Annotated in this window: 17 protein-coding genes, 5 tRNA genes and 3 rRNA genes; 6 read left to right on the top strand and 19 right to left on the bottom strand. The window is 46.3% G+C overall.

Translation table 11 applies throughout. The features are described 5' to 3' along the window. From K0H61_RS00685 to K0H61_RS00675, 3 genes are all read right to left on the bottom strand, one after another. Positions 1–74 (bottom strand) — tRNA-Gly (locus K0H61_RS00685). A gap of 36 nt (positions 75–110) precedes the next feature. Beyond that, a tRNA-Tyr gene (locus K0H61_RS00680) sits at positions 111–195 on the bottom strand. Positions 196–202: 7 nt separating this feature from the next. Next, positions 203–278 (bottom strand) — tRNA-Thr (locus K0H61_RS00675). 234 nt (positions 279–512) lie between these two features. Here K0H61_RS00675 and coaA point away from each other — a divergent pair. Continuing rightward, positions 513–1,463 carry a type I pantothenate kinase gene (gene coaA / locus K0H61_RS00670; protein WP_220050888.1) on the top strand — a complete coding sequence of 317 codons (951 nt, stop codon included), beginning with the start codon at positions 513–515 and terminating at the stop codon, positions 1,461–1,463. Between the two features lie 82 nt (positions 1,464–1,545). Here the strand turns inward: coaA and birA are convergent, their stop codons facing one another. From birA to K0H61_RS00635, 7 genes are all read right to left on the bottom strand, one after another. Beyond that, positions 1,546–2,505, bottom strand: coding sequence for a bifunctional biotin--[acetyl-CoA-carboxylase] ligase/biotin operon repressor BirA (gene birA / locus K0H61_RS00665; protein WP_220050887.1), 960 nt, complete (start codon positions 2,503–2,505; stop codon positions 1,546–1,548). Beyond that, entirely contained in the window at positions 2,498–3,523 is a 1,026-nt protein-coding gene (murB, locus tag K0H61_RS00660) for a UDP-N-acetylmuramate dehydrogenase (RefSeq protein ID WP_220050886.1), read from the bottom strand. The genes birA and murB overlap by 8 nt, the downstream gene beginning before the upstream one ends. Before the next feature lie 255 nt (positions 3,524–3,778). Continuing rightward, positions 3,779–3,894 (bottom strand): 5S ribosomal RNA (gene rrf / locus K0H61_RS00655). 173 nt (positions 3,895–4,067) lie between these two features. Beyond that, positions 4,068–6,960: ribosomal RNA gene (locus K0H61_RS00650) — 23S ribosomal RNA — on the bottom strand. Between the two features lie 269 nt (positions 6,961–7,229). After that, positions 7,230–7,305, bottom strand: a tRNA-Ala gene (locus K0H61_RS00645). A gap of 43 nt (positions 7,306–7,348) precedes the next feature. Next, positions 7,349–7,425 (bottom strand) — tRNA-Ile (locus tag K0H61_RS00640). A gap of 70 nt (positions 7,426–7,495) precedes the next feature. Beyond that, a 16S ribosomal RNA gene (locus tag K0H61_RS00635) occupies positions 7,496–9,038 on the bottom strand. The 16S, 23S and 5S rRNA genes sit together here with 2 tRNA genes alongside, the layout of an rRNA operon. A 619-nt stretch (positions 9,039–9,657) precedes the next feature. Between K0H61_RS00635 and K0H61_RS00630 the strand changes: the two genes are divergently transcribed. Next, positions 9,658–10,122, top strand: a complete 465-nt coding sequence (locus tag K0H61_RS00630) for an RNA-binding protein (RefSeq protein WP_220050885.1) — start codon at positions 9,658–9,660, stop codon at positions 10,120–10,122. Between the two features lie 19 nt (positions 10,123–10,141). Here the strand turns inward: K0H61_RS00630 and murI are convergent, their stop codons facing one another. Beyond that, positions 10,142–10,960: a glutamate racemase gene (gene murI, locus K0H61_RS00625; RefSeq protein ID WP_220050884.1), complete on the bottom strand. Its 819-nt coding sequence runs from the start codon at positions 10,958–10,960 to the stop codon at positions 10,142–10,144. A gap of 142 nt (positions 10,961–11,102) precedes the next feature. Between murI and trmA the strand changes: the two genes are divergently transcribed. Together trmA and K0H61_RS00615 are read left to right on the top strand one after the other, a co-directional pair. After that, the gene (gene trmA, locus K0H61_RS00620; RefSeq protein WP_220050883.1) at positions 11,103–12,203 is read left to right on the top strand and encodes a tRNA (uridine(54)-C5)-methyltransferase TrmA; all 1,101 of its coding nucleotides are present in this window, start codon (positions 11,103–11,105) and stop codon (positions 12,201–12,203) included. 1,007 nt (positions 12,204–13,210) lie between these two features. Further along, the gene (locus K0H61_RS00615; protein ID WP_220050882.1) at positions 13,211–14,098 is read left to right on the top strand and encodes a bile acid:sodium symporter family protein; all 888 of its coding nucleotides are present in this window, start codon (positions 13,211–13,213) and stop codon (positions 14,096–14,098) included. 551 nt (positions 14,099–14,649) lie between these two features. Here the strand turns inward: K0H61_RS00615 and fabR are convergent. Beyond that, a complete protein-coding gene (gene fabR, locus K0H61_RS00610; RefSeq protein ID WP_220050881.1) occupies positions 14,650–15,264 on the bottom strand; it encodes an HTH-type transcriptional repressor FabR in 615 nt (204 codons plus the stop codon). A gap of 144 nt (positions 15,265–15,408) precedes the next feature. Here fabR and K0H61_RS00605 point away from each other — a divergent pair, with 144 nt between their 5' ends. Beyond that, positions 15,409–16,515, top strand: coding sequence for an acyl-CoA desaturase (locus K0H61_RS00605; protein ID WP_220050880.1), 1,107 nt, complete (start codon positions 15,409–15,411; stop codon positions 16,513–16,515). Positions 16,516–16,598: 83 nt separating this feature from the next. Here the strand turns inward: K0H61_RS00605 and K0H61_RS00600 are convergent, their stop codons facing one another. From K0H61_RS00600 to nudE, 5 genes are all read right to left on the bottom strand, one after another. Beyond that, complete coding sequence (locus K0H61_RS00600) at positions 16,599–18,473, bottom strand: MFS transporter (RefSeq protein WP_220050879.1); 1,875 nt, start codon at positions 18,471–18,473, stop codon at positions 16,599–16,601. Beyond that, entirely contained in the window at positions 18,464–19,075 is a 612-nt protein-coding gene (locus tag K0H61_RS00595) for a TetR/AcrR family transcriptional regulator (RefSeq protein ID WP_220050878.1), read from the bottom strand. Before K0H61_RS00595 ends, K0H61_RS00600 begins: the two co-directional genes overlap by 10 nt. A gap of 167 nt (positions 19,076–19,242) precedes the next feature. Beyond that, entirely contained in the window at positions 19,243–19,701 is a 459-nt protein-coding gene (locus K0H61_RS00590) for a GNAT family N-acetyltransferase (RefSeq protein WP_220050877.1), read from the bottom strand. Then, complete coding sequence (cysQ, locus tag K0H61_RS00585) at positions 19,691–20,503, bottom strand: 3'(2'),5'-bisphosphate nucleotidase CysQ (RefSeq protein WP_220050876.1); 813 nt, start codon at positions 20,501–20,503, stop codon at positions 19,691–19,693. The genes K0H61_RS00590 and cysQ overlap by 11 nt, the downstream gene beginning before the upstream one ends. 66 nt (positions 20,504–20,569) lie before the next feature. Further along, the gene (gene nudE, locus K0H61_RS00580; RefSeq protein ID WP_220050875.1) at positions 20,570–21,118 is read right to left on the bottom strand and encodes an ADP compounds hydrolase NudE; all 549 of its coding nucleotides are present in this window, start codon (positions 21,116–21,118) and stop codon (positions 20,570–20,572) included. Positions 21,119–21,530: 412 nt separating this feature from the next. On the opposite strand from nudE, the gene yrfG reads away from it, so the two are divergent. After that, the gene (gene yrfG, locus K0H61_RS00575) at positions 21,531–22,193 is read left to right on the top strand and encodes a GMP/IMP nucleotidase (protein WP_220050874.1); all 663 of its coding nucleotides are present in this window, start codon (positions 21,531–21,533) and stop codon (positions 22,191–22,193) included. 78 nt (positions 22,194–22,271) lie between these two features. Here the strand turns inward: yrfG and K0H61_RS00570 are convergent, their stop codons facing one another. Then, positions 22,272–23,033: a type II secretion system protein N gene (locus tag K0H61_RS00570; protein ID WP_220050873.1), complete on the bottom strand. Its 762-nt coding sequence runs from the start codon at positions 23,031–23,033 to the stop codon at positions 22,272–22,274. Between the two features lie 14 nt (positions 23,034–23,047). After that, positions 23,048–23,524, bottom strand: a complete 477-nt coding sequence (locus K0H61_RS00565; RefSeq protein WP_220050872.1) for a type II secretion system protein M — start codon at positions 23,522–23,524, stop codon at positions 23,048–23,050.

Raw genomic sequence — 23,524 nt, 5'->3', positions numbered from 1 at the left:
TGGAGCGGGCAGCGGGAATCGAACCCGCGTTATCAGCTTGGAAGGCTGGAGTAATACCATTATACGATGCCCGCGCAACCTAACTAAGGCTACCTAACTACCTAGGAAAATGGTGGAGGGAGAAGGATTCGAACCTTCGAAGGCGGAGCCGTCAGATTTACAGTCTGATCCCTTTGGCCACTCGGGAACCCCTCCAGTAAAATGGTGCCGGCACCAAGAGTCGAACTCGGGACCTACTGATTACAAGTCAGTTGCTCTACCAACTGAGCTATGCCGGCAAATCATTTCGGAACGGGATATTAGGTAAATGTCAGTCTAAGTGCAAGTGAAAATCGTCTATTTATTTAAAAAAGGCTTTCAAATGATGTTTTTTTACACGCTGACGTCATTAAAAGCCTATTCAGGCCATATTCTGTGACGAAGTATCATAAAACACGGAGGTGTATAGACATTTTATATTGTCGTGACAAAGGTCATGGTGTACTGTGCGATCCTCAAGCCGAGGAAGCCCCATGACATCACAGAATCCAATTCAAAAAGCGCTATATCATGCCTTCGAGCGCGCCCAATGGTCAGTGTTACGAGACGCGGTACCCATGACCTTAAGTGAACAGGATTTAGAGCATCTTAGGGGCATTAATGAAAAGGTATCTCTTTCTGAAGTGACAGACATTTACCTACCCTTGAGTCGCTTGCTTAATTTGATCGTTAAATCAAAACAGCAACGGGGTTTGGTGCTTGACGAATTCCTCGGCCAGACACCTTCCAGCAGTCCCTATATAATCAGTATTGCCGGCAGCGTTGCTGTAGGGAAAAGTACTACTGCGCGTATTCTTCAAGCACTACTACGCAACTGGCCAGAACATCCCAAGGTTGACTTAGTGACAACCGACGGTTTTCTATATCCTTTGGCAGATTTAAAACGTAAAGGCTTATTACAGCGTAAAGGCTTCCCTGAAAGTTATGATATGAAGATGTTGCTTGAGTTTATTTCGGCAGTCAAATCGGGGCAGGCCCATGCCAAAGCACCAATATATTCACACGTAACTTACGATCGGATTAAGGGGCAGCATCAAACTGTCTCTCAGCCCGATATTCTGATTTTAGAAGGTCTTAATGTATTGCAAACGGGTTTAGATTCGCCTGTTGATATTCGTAGACCCTTTGTATCTGACTTTGTCGACTTTTCCATCTATGTGGATGCTGAGGAGTCCCTACTAAAACAGTGGTACCAGGAACGGTTCTTACAGTTCCGTAAAGGTGCTTTTAGTGATGAAAATTCTTACTTTCATCATTACGCAAGTTTGAGTGACGATGAGGCGAACAGCACATCAGCGAAAATTTGGGACACCATCAATGGGCCTAATTTGCAGCTAAACATTCAGCCGACAAGGGAAAGAGCACATTTGATCCTCCAAAAGGGGCAGGATCACTTAATGTCCCATGTATTGTTACGTAAATAACCTCCGACACATTACCCAAGTACTTCACAAAACAGAATTTTTGACATTCTAAGTCTCAGCCTAAGTCTATCTGAGCCTAAGACTATCTCGGTCTTAGGCTGATCTCTCCACCAATGAAAGCTTGAATTCCATTGGCAGTTTCAAGCAGTACAGCCCCCTGCTCGTCAATACCACGACAAGTACCATCCACATGATTTCCAGCCATTAATAATCGAATGGCTTTACCGTGGAATAGATCAGCTGACTGCCAACGTAATTTAAACGCCGCTAAACCTTCACGTTCAAATAACTGGATGTCTTTCTTAAGTTGTTTCTGTAGTGCAATAACTAGGTCCGTTTTATTGGGCAATTCCTGAAGCTCTGAGAGATCGCTCCAGGGCTGATTAATTCCCTTACCCTGTTCTTCAGACATCGACATGTTGACGCCAATTCCGATAATCAACTGGCATTCACTGTCAGCTTGTCCGGACATTTCAATCAAAATACCAGCCAGTTTCTTTTCGTTAAGGTAAATATCGTTGGGCCATTTAAGTCCAACATTCTCCACACCTAACTGTTGTAGTACCTCAACGAGGGCACAACCGACAACTAAACTTAAGCCCATAGCTTGAGCCATTCCCTGCGGGAAAGACCAAAATTGCGAATAATATAAATGATGTCCGTAGGGCGATACCCAAGTGCGCCCTCTTCGACCACGCCCCGCAGATTGGTATTCGGCTATACAAACGTCACCACTTTTAAGCTCGCCCTTATGGGTTAACATAAATCCATTGGTACTTGGGATTTCGTCGAAGTAAAAACAGCGGTTATCGATAGACTCGACCAGTTTTGCTGAATCAATCAAAGAGACTGGATTGGCAAGTTTATAGCCTCGCCCTTTGACGCTAAAAATAGCCACACCATATTCTTCGAGCGCATCGACGTGCTTACTCACTGCTGCACGTGAGATCCCTAGCTTTGTCGCTAAGTCTTCCCCTGATACAAAGTGTTTACTCGACAACAAGCCTAAAATCTGACGCTTACGTACCCAGTTTTCAGACATCTAAATGCCCCTCTCCGGCAGTTCCGATGATTCTTGGTTCAGCCTCTAGCAACACGCCAAAGACTTCATTCACCTTAGCAATCACATGTAATGCCAACCGGCAGATATCCTTGCCAGTTGCGCCGCCTTTATTGACTAACACTAAGGCCTGTTTGTCATGCACAGCGGCATTGCCTAACACAAAACCTTTCAATCCGGCCTGCTCAATAAGCCAGCCAGCAGCGAGCTTAACATCACCGTTTTTTTGCGCATATCCCACAATTGTTGGGAAACGTTGTGTCAAACGAATATATTGCTCAGCTTTAATTATCGGATTTTTAAAGAAACTCCCCGCATTCCCTAATACTGCAGGATCGGGTAACTTTTCACTTCTTACTTTGCAAACGGTATCGAAGATTTCTCTCGCAGTAACTGTCTTTGAGTCAAGGGACTGTAATGGACCGTAACTTATTTTGGGCTGCCAGTGTTTACTCAAACAAAAACCCACAGCGGAGATCACTGCTTTATCCCTCAATTTACCCTTGAAAATTGATTCACGGTATGCAAACTCACAATCGCTACTTTTGAGGCGTTTTAGATCTCCCGAAGCTAAATCGAGGTATTCTACCCAATCACAAATGTCACAAAGCTCAACGCCATAGGCACCAATATTTTGGATAGGTGACGCCCCAACGGTACCAGGGATCAAAGCTAGATTTTCTAGCCCTGGTATATTGTTACTTAAGGAGTATTCGACAAGTTCATGCCAGTTTTCGCCAGCTTCGACCTCTAAATAGAAATTAGCCTCATCTTCAGTCAGCTTTATTCCCTTCGATAAGACTCGAATTACAGTGCCATTAAAGTCATCGGTCAGTACCACGTTACTGCCACCACCTAATACCAACAGAGGTTGCTTGGCTTGCCAAACAGCCGAACAATGGGCAACTAATTCTCCCTTAGATTTGGCTTCCACTAAGGAGAAACAGGATTGTTCTAGTCCAAGGGTATTGAATGGCTTGAGCGAATAAAGGCAAGGCATAGCATTGTTCTGTCATGGTAAATGCAGCATTGTAATATCTAGATATTATAAAAGCAGTAGGCTAGGGCTGCAGAATGGATAAGAATTTACTGTGTGCGAGAATATACCGTTTAAAAGCTCGGAAAACCCAAAATTATACTCAAGGATTTATGTAATTTGAGGAAGATAAGACAAATAGAATATTTCCAGCAACGCAAATGCAAAAAAGCCAGCTTATTCAGCTGGCTTCGTTACATCTCATAGAGATAATTAGGCGCTTGGCGATGACCTACTCTCACATGGGGAGACCCCACACTACCATCGGCGCGATTGCGTTTCACTTCTGAGTTCGGGATGGGATCAGGTGGGACCACAATGCTATTGTCACCAAGCAAAAAATTGTCTGGAACAATTTTTAACGCGCTTTAGCGCGGCCCGTTAGGGTCAACTACATGGATGTAGTTGATAAATTTTTATTCCAGTTAATTCGGAAAGCTGTTTTGAGTCACTTCTTAAGTGTTTGTATTCTATCTAAGTACGACTTAGTAAAACCCATCTGGGTTGTATGGTTAAGCCTCTCGAGTCATTAGTATCAGTTAGCTCAACGCCTCACAACGCTTACACACCTGACCTATCAACGTCCTAGTCTCGAACGGCTCTTTAGTGGACTTATAGTCCAAGGGATGACTCATCTTGGGGCTCGCTTCCCGCTTAGATGCTTTCAGCGGTTATCGATTCCGAACATAGCTACCGGGCAATGCCATTGGCATGACAACCCGAACACCAGCGGTTCGTTCACTCCGGTCCTCTCGTACTAGGAGCAACTCCCCTCAATCATCCAACGCCCACGGCAGATAGGGACCGAACTGTCTCACGACGTTCTGAACCCAGCTCGCGTACCACTTTAAATGGCGAACAGCCATACCCTTGGGACCGACTTCAGCCCCAGGATGTGATGAGCCGACATCGAGGTGCCAAACACCGCCGTCGATATGAACTCTTGGGCGGTATCAGCCTGTTATCCCCGGAGTACCTTTTATCCGTTGAGCGATGGCCCTTCCATTCAGAACCACCGGATCACTATGACCTACTTTCGTACCTGCTCGACGTGTCTGTCTCGCAGTTAAGCTGGCTTATGCCATTGCACTAACCGTACGATGTCCGACCGTACTTAGCCAACCTTCGTGCTCCTCCGTTACTCTTTGGGAGGAGACCGCCCCAGTCAAACTACCCACCAGGCACTGTCCTCAACCCCGATAAGGGGCCAGAGTTAGAACATCAACACTACAAGGGTGGTATTTCAAGGACGACTCCACGAGAACTAGCGTTCCCGCTTCAAAGTCTCCCACCTATCCTACACATGTAGGGTCAATGTTCAGTGCCAAGCTATAGTAAAGGTTCACGGGGTCTTTCCGTCTAGCCGCGGGTATACGGCATCTTCACCGCAATTTCAACTTCACTGAGTCTCGGCTGGAGACAGCGTGGCCATCATTACGCCATTCGTGCAGGTCGGAACTTACCCGACAAGGAATTTCGCTACCTTAGGACCGTTATAGTTACGGCCGCCGTTTACCGGGGCTTCGATCATGAGCTTCTCTTGCGATAACCCAATCAATTAACCTTCCGGCACCGGGCAGGCGTCACACCGTATACGTCATCTTGCGATTTTGCACAGTGCTGTGTTTTTGATAAACAGTTGCAGCCACCTGGTATCTGCGACTGCCGTCAGCTTAGGGAGCAAGTCCCATCACCAACAGCAGCGTACCTTCTCCCGAAGTTACGGTACCATTTTGCCTAGTTCCTTCAGCCGAGTTCTCTCAAGCGCCTTGGTATTCTCTACCCGACCACCTGTGTCGGTTTGGGGTACGATTCCCGCTAACCTGAAGCTTAGAAGATTTTCCTGGAAGCATGGCATCAACTACTTCAGTCCCGTAGGACCTCGTCATCAGCTCTCAGTGTATAGTGACCCGGATTTGCCTAAGTCACCCACCTACCACCTTAAACGCGGACTACCAACGCCGCGCTAGCCTAGCCTTCTCCGTCTCTCCATCGCAGTTAGCGGAAGTACAGAAATATTAATCTGTTTCCCATCGACTACGCCTTTCGGCCTCGCCTTAGGGGTCGACTCACCCTGCCCCGATTAACGTTGGACAGGAACCCTTGGTCTTTCGGCGAGGGGGTTTTTCACCCCCTTTATCGTTACTCATGTCAGCATTCGCACTTCTGATACCTCCAGCGTGGGTTACCCCTTCACCTTCAACGGCTTACAGAACGCTCCTCTACCGCGCAACCCTAATGGATTGCACCCGTAGCTTCGGTGGTATGTTTAGCCCCGTTACATCTTCCGCGCAGGCCGACTCGACTAGTGAGCTATTACGCTTTCTTTAAATGATGGCTGCTTCTAAGCCAACATCCTAGCTGTCTAAGCCTTCCCACATCGTTTCCCACTTAACATACACTTTGGGACCTTAGCTGACGGTCTGGGTTGTTTCCCTTTTGACGACGGACGTTAGCACCCGCCGTCTGTCTCCCGGATAGCACTCTTTGGTATTCGGAGTTTGCAAAGGGTTGGTAAGTCGGGATGACCCCCTAGCCTTAACAGTGCTCTACCCCCAAAGGTGTTCGTCCGAGGCGCTACCTAAATAGCTTTCGAGGAGAACCAGATATCTCCCGGTTTGATTGGCCTTTCACCCCCAGCCACAAGTCATCCGCTAATTTTTCAACATTAGTCGGTTCGGTCCTCCAGTTGATGTTACTCAACCTTCAACCTGCCCATGGCTAGATCACCGGGTTTCGGGTCTACGCCTTGCAACTAAACGCGCAGTTAACACTCGGTTTCCCTACGGCTCCGCTATTCGCTTAACCTCGCTACAAAACGTAAGTCGCTGACCCATTATACAAAAGGTACGCAGTCACGGTCTCAAGAACCGCTCCCACTGCTTGTACGTATACGGTTTCAGGTTCTATTTCACTCCCCTCACAGGGGTTCTTTTCGCCTTTCCCTCACGGTACTGGTTCACTATCGGTCAGTCAGGAGTATTTAGCCTTGGAGGATGGTCCCCCCATATTCAAACAGGATATCACGTGTCCCGCCTTACTCGATTTCATCAAAGGTTAGTTTTCGTGTACGGGGCTATCACCCTGTGCCGCTGGACTTTCCAGACCATTCCACTAACACCCCTCTGACTTAAGGGCTAATCCCCGTTCGCTCGCCGCTACTAGGGGAATCTCGGTTGATTTCTTTTCCTAAGGGTACTTAGATGTTTCAGTTCCCCTCGTTCGCCTCACTACACTATGTATTCATGTAGTGATAACAGCTTATGCTGCTGGGTTCCCCCATTCGGACATCGTTAGCTCAAATGCTTGTTACTAGCTCGCCAACGCTTTTCGCAAGTTACTACGTCCTTCATCGCCTCTGACTGCCAAGGCATCCACCGTATACGCTTAGTCGCTTAACCATACAACCCAAATGAGTTTCACTTGAATTGTTGCGACCAGCTGGTTTTACTTGTCTCATCTTCGACCAAGAAGATGGACTCGCCTTAGACTTGAATATTCAAGACACTTAAAAAGTGTTTTAAGAACTCAATTTTTTTCGTATTAACACAACGACAGACATCATTGTATTAATTACTATCAGCTTTCCAAATTGTTAAAGAGCGGGCTTAAAAAAGCCAAAGATAATTTTTCAGTTTATCTTTGGCATCTCTAACCAGATTGCAGTAAATGGTGGAGCTATGCGGGATCGAACCGCAGACCTCCTGCGTGCAAGGCAGGCGCTCTCCCAGCTGAGCTATAGCCCCATTTACATGCAGTGCGAGTATCAGATGTCCAACCCTTAAGGATTGGTGGGTCAGAGTGGACTTGAACCACCGACCTCACCCTTATCAGGGGTGCGCTCTAACCAGCTGAGCTACAGACCCATCGTTTACTCTATCTTCTATCAAGTAAATCTGTGTGAACACTCAACAAACATCGAGTTAGTCGTATAGGTAAGGAGGTGATCCAGCCCCAGGTTCCCCTAGGGCTACCTTGTTACGACTTCACCCCAGTCATGAACCACAAAGTGGTGAGCGCCCTCCCGAAGGTTAAGCTACCCACTTCTTTTGCAGCCCACTCCCATGGTGTGACGGGCGGTGTGTACAAGGCCCGGGAACGTATTCACCGTGACATTCTGATTCACGATTACTAGCGATTCCGACTTCATGGAGTCGAGTTGCAGACTCCAATCCGGACTACGACGAGCTTTGTGAGATTAGCTCCACCTCGCGGCTTTGCAACCCTCTGTACTCGCCATTGTAGCACGTGTGTAGCCCTACTCGTAAGGGCCATGATGACTTGACGTCGTCCCCACCTTCCTCCGGTTTATCACCGGCAGTCTCCCTAGAGTTCCCGCCATTACGCGCTGGCAAATAAGGATAGGGGTTGCGCTCGTTGCGGGACTTAACCCAACATTTCACAACACGAGCTGACGACAGCCATGCAGCACCTGTCTCAGAGTTCCCGAAGGCACTAAGCTATCTCTAGCGAATTCTCTGGATGTCAAGAGTAGGTAAGGTTCTTCGCGTTGCATCGAATTAAACCACATGCTCCACCGCTTGTGCGGGCCCCCGTCAATTCATTTGAGTTTTAACCTTGCGGCCGTACTCCCCAGGCGGTCTACTTAATGCGTTAGCTTGAGAGCCCAGTGTTCAAGACACCAAACTCCGAGTAGACATCGTTTACGGCGTGGACTACCAGGGTATCTAATCCTGTTTGCTCCCCACGCTTTCGTGCCTGAGCGTCAGTCTTTGTCCAGGGGGCCGCCTTCGCCACCGGTATTCCTCCAGATCTCTACGCATTTCACCGCTACACCTGGAATTCTACCCCCCTCTACAAGACTCTAGTCGACCAGTTCGAAATGCAATTCCCAGGTTGAGCCCGGGGCTTTCACATCTCGCTTAATCAACCGCCTGCGCACGCTTTACGCCCAGTAATTCCGATTAACGCTTGGACCCTCCGTATTACCGCGGCTGCTGGCACGGAGTTAGCCGGTCCTTCTTCTGTAGGTAACGTCACAGCTGCAAGGTATTAACTTACAACCTTTCCTCCCTACTGAAAGTGCTTTACAACCCGAAGGCCTTCTTCACACACGCGGCATGGCTGCATCAGGGTTTCCCCCATTGTGCAATATTCCCCACTGCTGCCTCCCGTAGGAGTCTGGGCCGTGTCTCAGTCCCAGTGTGGCTGATCATCCTCTCAGAACAGCTAGGGATCGTCGCCTTGGTGAGCCATTACCTCACCAACTAGCTAATCCCACCTAGGTTCATCCAATCGCGGAAGGCCCGAAGGTCCCCTCCTTTCCCCCGTAGGGCGTATGCGGTATTAGCAGTCGTTTCCAACTGTTATCCCCCACGACTGGGCAGATCCCTAGGCATTACTCACCCGTCCGCCGCTCGCCACCTCAGGAACAAGTTCCTTTGTGCTGCCGCTCGACTTGCATGTGTTAGGCCTGCCGCCAGCGTTCAATCTGAGCCATGATCAAACTCTTCAATTAAAAGTTTTTTGAACCCGAAGGTTCGACTCAATGAATTCTGATTTGTCGCTTCAACTCGAAAGTCAAAACAAACTGTACATATTGCTATGAACACTCATTCATTGATTTAATTCTTTGATTACTCGCCAAACGGCAGAGTAATTTCGATTAACTCAACACCTGTGAGTGTCCACACAGATTTACTTGATAAATTGTTAAAGAGCGTTGACTCAGCGAACCATTTGTTCATCTGGTCAGGGCTGCGTATTTTACGCATTCCCGTTTTTGCGTCAAGCAGTTTTTTCAACTTTCTTTACACTCATCAATCAGTGAACTGCTTGATGAACTGGCACTTGAAACTGCTTATCGCTGTCTGCCGTGTCAGTGGATGCGCATTATAGGGAGCTGAACTTTTTGTGCAAGGGCTTTTTCATCATAAATGCACTGTACGTTTATATTTTAAACATGATGATTAATTTTTATTAGATTTTGCTTTTATTCTGATTATTTTCGACAGCGAAATCACAATCTGAGCTCATTTTTTCGGCAGCAGTCTAGTTTAAAAGTAAATAATTCATTACCATATGCCCTGCTGTTAACAGTTGTGTATCATTTTCTATTTCATTCAGAGAGCATTCTTATGCAAAAGTCATTTCTTATTGCTTTAGCAATTGCCATTCTCGGCGCTGTCGCGTTATCCCAGTTTGCGACGTCATTACCTGCTTATATCGCTTTTGTTGCTGGTGTAATTATTACTAGCCTAGTGTTTAAATTAGTCCCTGAGACAAACCAAGCCCAAGGTTCAGAGGAACAATATGCGGGTCCTACCATGACACTTTATGTTGGCAACCTGCCATACCGTGTTCATGAGGGCGAAGTTAAAGTTCTATTTGGCGAGTTCGGCCCTGTGAACTCAGTGCGTTTAGTGCGTGACCGCAAGACAGGACGTCGTAAAGGTTTTGGTTTTGTGGAGATGTCTGAAGCGGGCGCTCAAAAGGCTATGGTGAAGTTGAATGACTTCAACTTCCAAGAACGTACCTTAAAGGTGAGAGAAGCTAAGACCCAAGATTCTGAAGCGGCCGAACGTACTGGCACCGACGAATAAGTTTAAGTTCACTTCCCGATTAGTTGATTGTGGTGTAATGCTCAATGGAAGAGAAACCACAATCAACTAGTGTTTGCTCTAACCCCTCACTGATTTTCGAAGCTGTATAATAGCCCTCAATTTTCGGCGCAGCGACATCACTCTTTCTATCATCAGCCTCTATTTGCTTGCCTTCAAATTGAGTGAGTAACACAACAACCCTTTTGGCAATAGCTTCGCCAGAGTCCAGAAGACTGACCCCCTCGCCCAGAACTTGTTGCAATTCGGCTCTGATCATTGGGAAGTGGGTGCAACCTAACACTAGTACATCGAGATCGGCCTCAACAACTGGCGCAAGAATTCGCTTAAGGCTGGTTGTATCCAATTCACCCGTGGCAATCTTTTGCTCTGCCATCATCACCAGCTCAGAACATCCAAAGAGTTCAACGTGGCAATCATCGGCAAATTGACTAATAAGTTCGTGGGTATAGTGGCGTCTTACCGTACCGGGTGTCGCTAATAGACCGATACGTTTACTCTTTGATAATTTCGCAGCAGGTTTTATCGCCGGCACTACTCCGACGACTGGAATAGTTAATGCGGCGCGCAATGCTGGCAAAACGACTGTACTCGCGGTATTACAGGCGACAACCACTATTGCGGCGTTCGTCTTGGCAACGAGTTGTTGAATTAAGGCAACGCAGCCCGAAATTAACTCCTGCTCTTCAAGTTCACCATAGGGCAATCTGGCATTGTCGAATAGATAGCAGTAGTTATACTGAGGCAGCAGTTTGCGAATTTCCGCCAAGACGGAAAGTCCACCAATTCCTGAATCGAACACTAATATTGGTTGCGACAAGAGCGTCTCCCGTTATTGTTGCCTCACATCAATCGCGGCGGATTTTCCCACAGCTTAGGGCAAACCGCAAAAGCAAGATGCTGGACATTCGTGCCACCTAGTATAAAATTTGCGCCCCAATTTACAGAACGGTGAATCAACAATGAATTTAGCAGCAATGGATCCCAATACATATGATGCGCAGCTTAACCAGAAGCGTATCAAGTTAGAGCAGGCCTTTGCCGAATTTGAAACACCGAGTGTAGAAGTATTTGCCTCGCAGCCGGCTAACTACCGTATGCGCGCCGAATTTCGAGTATGGCACGAAGGCGATGATCTGTATTACTACATGTTTGATAAGGTCCTGAACGATAAAGTACGTTGCGATCAATACCTACCTGCAAGCACCTTAATCAACGAGATGATGGCGGCACTAATTGCCGAGTTAAAGCCAAACCATGCTCTGCGCCATAAACTTTTCCAAGTGGACTTTTTGTCAACCCTAAGCGGCGAGATTTTAGTTTCATTGCTGTACCACAGACAACTTGACGATCAATGGCGCGCTGAAGCGACCGCATTAAAAACGCGTTTAAGTAGCCAATTTAAGGTCAATATCATTGGTCGTGCCCGTAAACAAAAAATCGACTTAGATAAAGACTTCGTAGTGGAATCACTGCAGGTCAACGATAAGACATTCTTATACAAGCAAATTGAGAACAGCTTTACTCAGCCTAATGCCAAAGTGGCAATCAAAATGCTGGAGTGGGCAATTGATGTTACCCAAAACAGTCAAGGCGATTTGCTCGAACTCTATTGTGGTAATGGTAACTTCTCTATTGCGTTAGCTCAGAACTTCAATCGTGTGTTAGCGACAGAATTGGCCAAGCCTTCAGTGGATGCTGCGCAGTACAATATCGAGGTAAATGGCATTGAAAATCTGCAGATTATTCGTATGTCGGCGGAAGATTTTAGCGATGCAATGGCAAAAAAACGCAGTTTTAGACGTCTCGAGGGTATCGATCTCGACAGCTATGTTTGCAATACCATTTTTGTTGACCCACCACGCGCGGGTATCGATCCAGATACTTTGGCATTAGTGCAAGGTTATGAGCGTATCCTGTATATCTCGTGTAACCCAGACACCTTAAAAGACAATCTGCAGCAACTACATAAGACCCACAAAGTGACGCGTTTTGCTCTATTCGATCAGTTTCCATACACCGACCATATGGAAACAGGCGTACTGCTAGAGCGCATTAAATAAGGATTTTATCCATATTTTTGCACATAAAATACACCTAGGGACGGAAAGAGGGAGCGGGTAAGTCATATCCACTTACCCTCCCCTTTCTTTTAAAGTAAACCTAGCATTTGCCTAGAATGTGCTTAGTTATGTTGGGATAGACTTGTAGATTTTTGTTCATGTTGATTAGCATAAAAATGCGGTCATAGAGCGCTGAAATATGCATCTTGAGCATTGCAAACTGGTCCAGTGACATTTCTGACAACAGCATCGGCCTCATATCACAAATGAACAATTTTAGAGCCTTGCTATCCCCATTATCCCTTCTATCTAATCTACATATGTGTTGCTCTGGTCACCCTGAGTCTGAATAGACTTATTAGCTTTTGAAAATAATTGGCCGGACACAATGCATTGAATATCTGAGTTAGCCTTTTATCTCTATAGCTTGGCTTTTTAGCTGTTAAAACGCATGTAAGTTTCGGTAATTAACTCAATATTGATTCCACTCCGTAGTGCTTAATAAATTTCAAACGATTATTAAATCAGATCAGACTTAACGCCCCGACATCACCATCAAGTAACGGCTGGTGCCAAGCCATTCGAACTTGTAGTTGGTTTGCATTGTTTACTAACTGATTTACGATGATTTTCCGGCCTTCAACGGAACGGTTTTCCATATGATTTAAGCTAACTCGAGGGGAGTGAGGACTCTTTCTATGCAGCCCCTTTGAGAAGGTTAAATCAATGGAATGCATAAATAATGCAACAATAATGTTAAATTTTTTACATTGTTTAAAATGAGGCTTTAGTAGAGTGGCTTCGCGATATGTTAATAACTTGCTAATTCTGGAATGGTATCAGTTCGGAATGAGTGATCGCCTTTACATAGGTGCTTTACATCAAACTGTTTGAGGAACTTCCGCCAAATCAATACTTGAGCAAGAAACTCAATAAAAACTAACTACAAAATGCCAGATTGACGCAGATTGTACTTTATTACATATATAAATTTGCAGGAGGCAACGGTGGAGTCCAATCATATCATTTCAATAGGCCTACCTATTTCACTGGTGATCATTATGATCGGAATAGGTATGACGTTAACCTTAAATGACTTTCGTCAGATAACTCGCAAGCCCAAGGGGCTGATACTTGGAAGCGTTAGCCAAATTGTGGGAATGCCTATAATTGCTGTAGTGTTAGCCAAGGTGTTTGATTTATCGCCAGAAATGGCTGTAGGGCTTGTGATAATAGCGGCTTGTCCTGGAGGAACCGCATCAAATTTATTTGTACTATTGTCACGAGGTAATGTTGCTTTATCCATCATGCTTACGGTGATTGCCAGCTTGATAACCATTGCAACGCTGCCACTAGCCACTGGATATGCGATGTCACTCTTTAGCACTTCATCAGTGAACATTGAACTTCCAGTAGAAAAAATGGTTGCGATGATGGTTGGCGTGGTGCTAATTCCAGTAATGGTAGGAATGATATTGCGTACTTTTTGGCCTCGCTGGGCGATTAAAGCTGAAAAAGGGGTGAGCAAACTGGGTGGGATAACCCTAGTGTTGCTCGTTGCAAGCATACTCTATGACATTGGCGGAAACCTGCTGCAGTTAATAATTCAGGCGGGAGCTGCAGCGATATCGCTTAATATCATTGGAGTTGCATTAGGTATTTTCACCGCAAAATATTGTCGACTGCCTAAAGAGGATGGTTTAACTATTGGGGTTGAACTTGGCGTTAAAAATAGCACGTTAGCGCTTATGGTTAGCATGACAATTCTTAGCTCTGAGACGATGTCCATCCCAATCATTGTTTACAGTGTCAGCATGTTTATCTGTGCATTTGTAATCACTGTATTTGGTCGACGTAGCAAAGCGAGCTCCATCACTTCAGCGAATATGGTCTAAGTAAGCAGTAAAATCCCAAGTGCATGAATTTATTGCGGGTCTAGTAAAGAGCTAGACCTTTATTCCTAAAGGTCAACTTTGATCAAAACAGTAGCCGAGACAAAAGGAATTATCGTTCACAAAGGCGCTATTTTTACTAACTGTAAGCCATCAAAACATGGTGAGCATCTAGCATGAAAAAATGGGGTTGTGTCTAACTCAAAGGTGCTAACTGCTCACGCCTTTCATTTGAGCAACCATTAAAACGAGCTATGTGATTAATGTTATTACACTTAATAGCAAAATCACTAATCACTCCCACCTGCATGGACAAAGAATGGCGCCTGTTGCGTTCATTTATTTGATTTGCCCTTCTCATAGGACTGGCGAAATCGCAGTAAGCCGCTGGATTAAAAGGATAATTGACTCGCACATTCCGCTTAGGATAAATATTTGCCGACTATATGGGAAAGGGTTTGTAGCTAGAACCTCGTCAACCCGTAGAGATAACTGGTATAAAAATACAGGCGCCAATAGGCGCCTGTATTTTTGCACTTTGCAAAACCACCAAACTAGCGATGATCAAACTTGTTCTGTAGCGCTTCGGCGCCCTTAGCAACCATGCGTAGCTGCATTACTAACTGGTCGGCCAGAATCTTACGGTCGGCGCGCTTCATATCTAGGGCCGCAGCCCCAGCATTAAAAACTAAAGTCACCAACGCTTCGGCCTGTGCCCTTGCCAGCATAGGCGTACGCCCAGCCGTCGCCTCGGTGTAATGGGCCAATTCTGAGATAAAATGCTCAATCTCGCGCTCTACCGCGGCGCGAAATGCGGCCGATGTACCAGAACGCTCATGTAGCAGAATTCGAAATACGTTCGGATTAGAATCGAGAACTTCCATAAAGGTTTCAACAGAAATCCGAATCACGCTACCGCCGGCTTCAGCACGCTGACGCCCCTTACGCATCATTTGCCTCAAAGTTAAACCGCCCTCGTCGACCATAGTCAAGCCGAGTTCGTTCATATCCTTAAAATGGCGATAGAAGGAAGTAGGCGCAATATTGGCCTCACGCGCGACCTCTCGCAAACTTAAACTCGAAAAACTGCGCTCGGCGCTCAACTGATTAAAAGCAGCATCAACCAGAGCTCGACGAGTTTTCTCTTTTTGCTGTGCACGAATTCCCATTCTTAAATCCGCTAACTGAATGTATTGCCGTGATAATACCGCTTTTACACTTGAAACACAGCCCCAATGGACCTTGACCAAACAATAATGCTGAGATAGATTAGCTTACAGTTGTACGCTCAAAAGCGGATCATGGACACAAAAATGAATAAACCACCTATCATCTGGCTGAACGTCTGTTTGTTTAGCTTAACCCTACTCGGTACCCTCGTTCTCATTCCTTGGTATGGAATCATTCACGGTTATGCCGCGAGTGAATGGATTGCCTTTATCCTGTTAGCCTATTACAGCGGGCTCTCTATCACCGCTGGCTACCACAGACTCTGGTCACACAAAGCCTATAAAGCCCATCCGGCAGTACGTTTTTTCTATGCCTTAGGCGGTGCCTTAGCGTTGCAAAACAGTGCGCTACACTGGGCATCTGATCATAGAGTTCATCATAAACATGTGGATGATAACGACAAAGACCCTTACTCTGCCAAAATGGGTTTTTGGTACAGCCACATAGGCTGGATGCTGCGTGAATACCAAGCACATCGCTACCACGACTACCAGAACGTCCGTGACCTACAAAACGATCGCATAGTGATGTGGCAGCATAAGCATTACCTCGCCCTTGTCGTACTAATGAATATCGGTTTACCCGCGTTATTGGGGTGGTTTACAGGGAATGTGGCCGGTATGCTCTTGTTGGCAGGCTTACTACGTTTAGTGGTTGTGCATCACTGCACTTTCTTCATCAACTCCCTCGCCCACGTTTGGGGAAGTCAGCCATACACGGATAAAAATACCGCTAGAGATAACGGATTTCTTGCTGTGCTCACCTATGGCGAGGGCTACCATAACTTCCACCATATTTTTGAAAACGATTACCGCAATGGTATTAAATGGTGGCACTACGACCCAACCAAGTGGCTGATTAAAGCCTTGTCTTGGGTAGGTTTAGCCAAGGATTTACGCACGAGTCCACAGGAGCGCATTGAGAGTGCGCGTCTGCAAATGCAGTTATTAAATGCTAAAAACAAGGTTGTGCATTTACCCAATGCAGATGAAATTATTGATAAAATCCAGCAGGAATATGAGTTAGTCAAAACTCACCTGCTTGAATACTATCAAGCGAAAAAAGCACTGTTAGAGGCCAAGCGCAAACAACTTGTAGACCAACAGCTACTACTTCAGGTTGAGGAATTAAAGGCGCGCTTTAAGCTTCAACAGAAGAGTTGGCAAAGTTTGACGGCAAGTTTTAGTTAGTCTGTTAACCAATAAAACGACCACCATCAGGTGGTCGTTTTATTGGGAGAATTTAATGCTCCATGATCCGCTACAGGGATTGCCTAGCTCACAACCGAATTTCGCTTTTCAAGTAAATCATCAACCCTCCTATGCAGCTGTTCACTATGTGTATCACCTTGAACTACAGCGTCAATATCAATGGCTACCTTTGACCAAAAGCGTTTCGGGCGAGTCGTCAGTGCGTGTCCATCTTTATGGCTAAAGTAAGACCCCCATAAGCCCGATAGCGCCATCGGGATAACTGGCACCGGATCTCGGGCAAGAATTTTATCGATACCGGGACGGAATTCTCCTAACTCTCCGTCTGGCGTTAACCGCCCTTCGGGGAAGATACAGACCAGTTCACCGTTAGCAAGTGCTTGGTGAATCGTCTCAAAGGCTTGGGTATATGTTGTTTCACTCTGTTTGGGCGAACAAATTGGAATGACCCCCGCATGGCGGAACAGGTATTTAAGCAGCGGGATTTCGCTAATAGATTCATCCATTACAAAACGTATCGGTCTAGTCGATGCACCCATAATGATCAGCGCATCCACGTAGCTCACATGGTTACACACGATAATCCCTGCACCTTCTTTGGGAATATGCTCGCGGCCTGCGACCTTTACCCGATACATAATATGACTGAGTAAGTAACTGATAAATCGCTGTGTAAACTCAGGAACCTGTGAATACACATATAAAGCGACGACAAAATTCATTACAGCGAGGAGTAAAAATAACTGGGGAATGCTCCATCCCAGCACACCAAGGAATAACATCGACAAGACGGCCGATGTCACCATAAACAACGCATTCATTATATTATTGGCCGCAATGGCTTGTGCACACTCACCCTTTGCCGACCGTGATTGAATAAAGGCATACAGGGGCACGATAAAAATACCACCGCTCACACCAATCAAAAACAAATCCAGCATCACATGATAGTGCCGTGACTCCGCGATAAAACTGCTAAAGCTATAAGCTAAGTTGGGATCGGCAGGTGCCTCGGGAATCGCCCACAGTAAATCAATGCCAAATACTGTCAGCCCCAACACCCCAAATGGCAATAGGCCTAATTCAACGTGGCCGAAGGAAAATCGCTCACAGGCCAATGACCCCACTGCAATCCCAATAGAAAATAATCCGAGTAACAGCGACACCACTGTTGCGCCCGAATGCAGGTGGAGTTTAGCGAATTGGGGGAATTGGGTCAGATAGGTCGCCCCTAAAAACCAGAACCAGCTAATCGCAAGAATCGCCATCCAAATCGAGGGGGTTTTACGTGCTTTGTTAATCGTGTGCCAAGAGCCTGAAATTGGGCGAAACTTGATCTTCGCTACTCTCCCTTGGGGAGGTAATGCGGGGATGGCTCGGCTCGATAAATACCCAGCCAGAGCAAGCACAGTAACGGTCACCGCAGAACTCATCGTCGCGTTATCACCAGCCACTAAAATGCCTGCACTCAAGGTGCCGATGAGAATCGACAGGAAGGTGCCCATCTCCACCCAAGCATTACCTTTGACTAATTCCCCCTCTTTCAGCGCTTGTGGCAATAGAGAATATTTCACAGGACCAAAGTAGGCCGATTGACTGCCCATCAAGAACAGTAGCACTAACATCAGCATATATTGCTCAGTCACAATGGCGAACGCCGCGCTGAACATAATAATGACTTCGAGAAATTTTAAGCCCCGAATCAGCTTTGCTTTATCCAGATTATCGGCCACTATCCCCGCATGGGCCGAAAACAGAAAGAAGGGCAGAATAAACACACCCGCAGCTAAATTGACAAACATATCCACGTTAATGGGAAGTTCCTTTACCTGGCTAAAGGTGACCATCAACAGCAGAACATTTTTATAGATATTGTCATTAAGCGCCCCCAAACACTGGGTCGCAAAATAGGGCAGAAATCGTTTCGTTAGCAGCATTGTGCCTCTCCTTGAAAGCCCATTCCCTGTAAATACCCAATCACATGATTGTCGAGCAACGCTGTTAACGACAGCTCGTCGGCAAAGAGTTTATTATCCAGCGACAAGGCGGTTAAGCCATGAATGCCTCCCCACAAGACTCGGCTCATGCAAATTTGCTGTTCCGGGCTCAACAGGGGAAACACATGGGTTAACTCCCGCTCGACTAAGCCAAAAAGCCCACTGATTAATTCACTGTGGGACATAGGTAGCACTTCAACATCCGATAGTTGGAGCTCAAATACCAACTTAAAACATTGGCGATTAGCATGGGCAAATTCACTGTAGGCACGGGCCATGGCTTGGATCCTCGCGATGCCTAAATCCCCCTTAATCTTTGCCAAGTGTTCATGCAGTGCCAGCAGTGTCTGCTCCGAAATCGCCAATAACAAAAATTGGTAACTACCAAAGATATTAATGAGCGTGCTGGGCACATAACCGATTTTGCTGGCGACCTTGCGCAAACTCAGCCCCATTATGCCCTGCTCTACTAGGAGTTCCGTCGCCGCGGTAATTGCCATCGCTCGGATCTCGTCATGGCTATGTTCTTTGCGTCTTGCCACTATGCTAACTCACTCATGTTAATTTCATGTTAGTTAGCAACAGATTAGCAATCAATACAATAAAAAACAATGTTCATAATAAGTTTGTTTTATCGACTGCTAACATAAAAAAGCGGCGTACTTATCAAAGTACGCCGCTTGTTTCTACCGATTATGCGAGTTTAGGTTTAACCCAAGATACGGCTCATCACCACTCTGGCCTGATTTTCACCAAAGTAATCATCTTCAAAGCTAGAATCGACAAAGCCCAGACGTTGGTACAAAGCATAAGCAGGATTATTAGGATCAACGGTTAACTTTACGCAGGTTATGCTTGCTGGCATTTGAGATAAACACTGCGCTATCAATCTTTTGCCTACACCTTTACCGCGTGCCAGATCACTGACCGCAATGGATAAAATCCACATAGTATCGCTGCTACTTGCCTGGGCACAGAGGATATAACCTAAAGGGACATCATCTTCGAGGGCCACTAAAAATTGCTCAGGCCAGCAGTCAAATCCCTGCCGGAAAAAGAAATCGGGATAACAGTGCTCACCAAAAACCGTTTTTTCGAGTTGATAAATCGCCAACAATTCAGACTTTAATATCGGCCTAATGGTTGCCGCTGATACATCATTCGCCAATTAATATCTTATCCCATTCTAAGTTAGGTGCACCTACTACGATAAAATTCGGATTCTCTAAGCTTTCTCGCTCGTTGTAGGTCAAAGGTTGCAGCTCAATGTCCATCAGCTGCCCACCCGCTTCTTCAATAATGATCTGTGCAGCGCCCGTGTCCCACTCTCCCGTCGGTCCGACACGGACATAACAATCGGCGCGTCCTTCCGCAACTAAACAGCTTTTTAACGCCGCCCCACCCATAACAACTAATTCGCAGTATTTGGGATGATTGAACAGGGTCAATACCGATTGGGGATCTTGACGACGGCTGACCGCCAAACGCAAAGAAACCTGCTCACGGTACTCAATTTGGCGGCTCTTAATCCTAAGCTCTTGCGTATCGGTACGCTTATAGGCTCCGAGCCCCGCAATCGCGTAGTAACACACATGGGTCATAGGCGCATAGACTATCCCCATGACGGGGCGGTTATGTTCGACCAGCGCAATAATGACTGAAAAATCACCGCTACCGGCGATAAATTCCCCAGTGCCATCTAAGGGGTCGACCAGCCAATAGCGACTCCACGCCGCACGCTTACTTAAGGGAATGTCGGACGCTTCCTCCGATAGGATGGGGATGTCAGCCGTTAATGCGGCGAGGCGTTCACAGATAATCTTGTTAGCCGCTAAATCCGCCGAGGTGACGGGGGTATTATCAGACTTGGTTTCCCGCTCAAAGTTACCTTTCAGATAAATATCACGGATAGTGCGGCCCGCTTCCATGGCGATCGCAATGACCTCGTCGATCAATTCTTCAGGCTTCATAACCACTCCAATCGCTACATATCGCGAATGATTAACAAGCACTCAATGGCTGAACGCTTTAAAAGACTATTTAAGTTGTAGATGCTTCTGCGCTAAAAACAACGCGCTTACACTTCTGGATTCCGAAAAATCAGTTTCTTCGAGTAAACTTTCCCAGTCGGACAAAGGCCAAGGCACAATCTCAATCGGCTCAGGCTCATCACCCTCGAGTTGACTCTCGTATAAATCTTCGGCAATGAAAATCTGCATCCTGCTAGAAAAATACCCCGGCGCCAAACTTAACTCCTTAAGTAGAGTGAGTTTTCGGGCGCCAAAGCCCATTTCTTCCTGCAGCTCACGGTTTGCCGCATCAATGGCCTGCTCACCTGGGTCGATAAGCCCCTTAGGGAAACCTAACTCGTAATGATCTGTACCAGCAGCATATTCGCGGGCGAGTAGCATATTGCCTTGGTGCACTGGAACCACCATCACAGCACCGCGGCTACCGCCTTTCATGCGTTCGTACTGACGCTCGACACCATTGGAAAACTTTAAATGCACTTGCTCAATTTGAAACAATCGGCTCTTAGCGACAACTTCGGTATGCAAGATTTCCGGCTTCTGCCGCTGTGACATAACTGCCCCTGGTTAAAAATTGCGATAAACATATGTGGATAAATGACAATCTTACTACCCTGACTTTAATCTACAAACTGAATTATCTTACTAATTCATACTGAAGCATTAGGTTGCAACAGACCATAACACTTTAGTACCCAGCCTCTCGGTAAATGTAAACTCAATGGCTGGATCAATCGAATATAATCAGTATTCCCTAAGATTCCATATCAACTATCGTAGGTTCTGCATCCTTTCCAGGCTAATATGCCAAGATAAGATTGATGGCAATTAGCTTATCAACGAATCCCCTATCTGTGCATTGAGGTATTTGCAAATATAACCGTGATATAACTTAGACTTGATGCCACTTTTGATGGCTGAACTGCAATCTAACCCTTTAAAGCCTAGCCGAAAATAGGACTTTTAAATGTTTAATTGGAACGAAATCGATACCGTATTGCTCGATATGGACGGCACCCTATTAGATTTGCACTTTGATAATCACTTTTGGCTAAGTCTTGTTCCCCAAGAGCTTAGTCAACAGCGAAGGATTAGCGAGGATGAAGCGCAACGGTTAGTTGTTAAGGCGTACGATAGCGTGGCAGGTACCTTAGACTGGTATTGCCTCGACTATTGGGAGCAGCAATTAGGGTTGGATATTATGGGATTACACCGCACTCTCGTCGAACGAATTCAACTACGCCAAGACAGCATGCCCTTCCTCGATGCGCTCGCCAAGGCTGGCAAAAATCGCATATTAGTCACCAACGCCCACCCTAAAAGTCTGGCGTTAAAACTGGAGCACACCGAACTCGCCTCTGGACTCGATGCAATGATCTCGAGCCATGAGACGGGCTACCCCAAGGAACACCCACAATTTTGGCAAACCCTATTCGACAAGTTTAATCTCGAGCCGAGTCGTTGCCTATTTATCGATGACAGCGAAGCGATTCTAAATGCCGCCAAACTTGCAGGCGTTGCCCATCAATTGGGGATCGCAAACCCCGATAGCCAAAAACCCCTTAAAACCTTCAACGATTTTCCAGCCATCGACGATTACCACTTATTGCTCGAAGATCTACTTCGATAACTCACCGTTAGCCAGCAATAAGAAAGGCACCGCAGTGGTGCCTTTTGAAGGGTGCTTTACTCGTCATCAAAGCATGAATTACATTCCAGGAATTCGGCCTTGGTATTCCAGCGGGAAGTAACCATCGGCGCCACGTTTGCCGAGCATGCTTAGGGATTTACGCATATCTTCTGGCTGGTCGTTAGTCTCTTTGATCTTAGCGGCCACTTTTACCGTGTTACCTTCATCGAGCTGCAATGTGCCTTTGATACCAAGTTGGTTCTTAGTTTCATCGGTCGCTAACTGCACACGGCCTTCAACACAGCTTAAACCTAGCTCGATATTGCCCAGTGGATAATTGCCGAATTGGTTTTTCACATTAGTCTGATTTAAGAAAAGCTTACCGCTTAACTGCTCACACCAAGGTTTGCCCTGTTCTAAGTTTTCAACGAGCAGACTCACTTCCCCCTGAATCTCAGTTCTAAAAGGCAATTTAGCATTGCCAATTAAGAAGCTGTCGGGTGCATCAAAACGTAAACCTTGGGCACTAATGCCAGAAGGCGACAACGTGATAAGGCCTTTACCGCTTACGGCGGTGGCGCGACTGCCTACTTGTAGATCAACCTTAATCTTGCCCGTTAACAATGCCCATGGGCTCAACTCCCAATGCACCTGTTCGACTTGGCGCTGCTGCACCTTAAGGGTTTCGATATTGCCAGACCAAATACTGCCACTGACCCCAGAAATCATCACATCGCTTGGCAAAGGCGCAAAGCGTACAGCTACATTGGCGGGGAACAGCACCAATAAAAACACTAAATAAATCAGTAAGCCAACGATGACTTTTTTAATCACACTCACTACGACACCTTAACCTATTGCGCTAACTGGATACGTCTAACTTTGACATAACCAGGCGTTTCGCCCTCCGCCAAATCGACACTTTCGAGGGATAAGCCTTTATTCTGCACTAACTCGTCGAGATAACTCATCAACGAATCGAATGGTACGTCATCCATCCAAATTTGAATCTTATTCCCTTGAGGTTGCATGCGGGTAATCACTAAACCAAATTTCCCCGCCGCTTGGTTAACCACTGAACTTAAGCTGCCACTCGAGCTTGGTTTAGCACCGCTTTGCTTGAGTCCAGCAATTTTATTGGCCGTCTGTTTAACGTAAGTTAACGTCTGCTGCTGTGCGGTTAAACTGCGCAGTGCATCTTGCTCGGCATTAGAGATAGGCGTCCAAATACCCCAATACAAAATCCCAATAACCAAAAACACCGAACAAAAACCCACTAATTGTTGTTCGCGGGATGCGAGGCCCTGCCACCAAGTCTGCAAATTTTGCAT

Source organism: Shewanella acanthi (genome assembly GCF_019457475.1).
In the GTDB taxonomy this organism is placed as follows: Bacteria; Pseudomonadota; Gammaproteobacteria; order Enterobacterales; family Shewanellaceae; genus Shewanella; species Shewanella acanthi.
The sequence above is the reverse complement of the archived record's forward strand: the minus strand, read 5'-3'. Positions and strand labels throughout refer to the sequence as shown.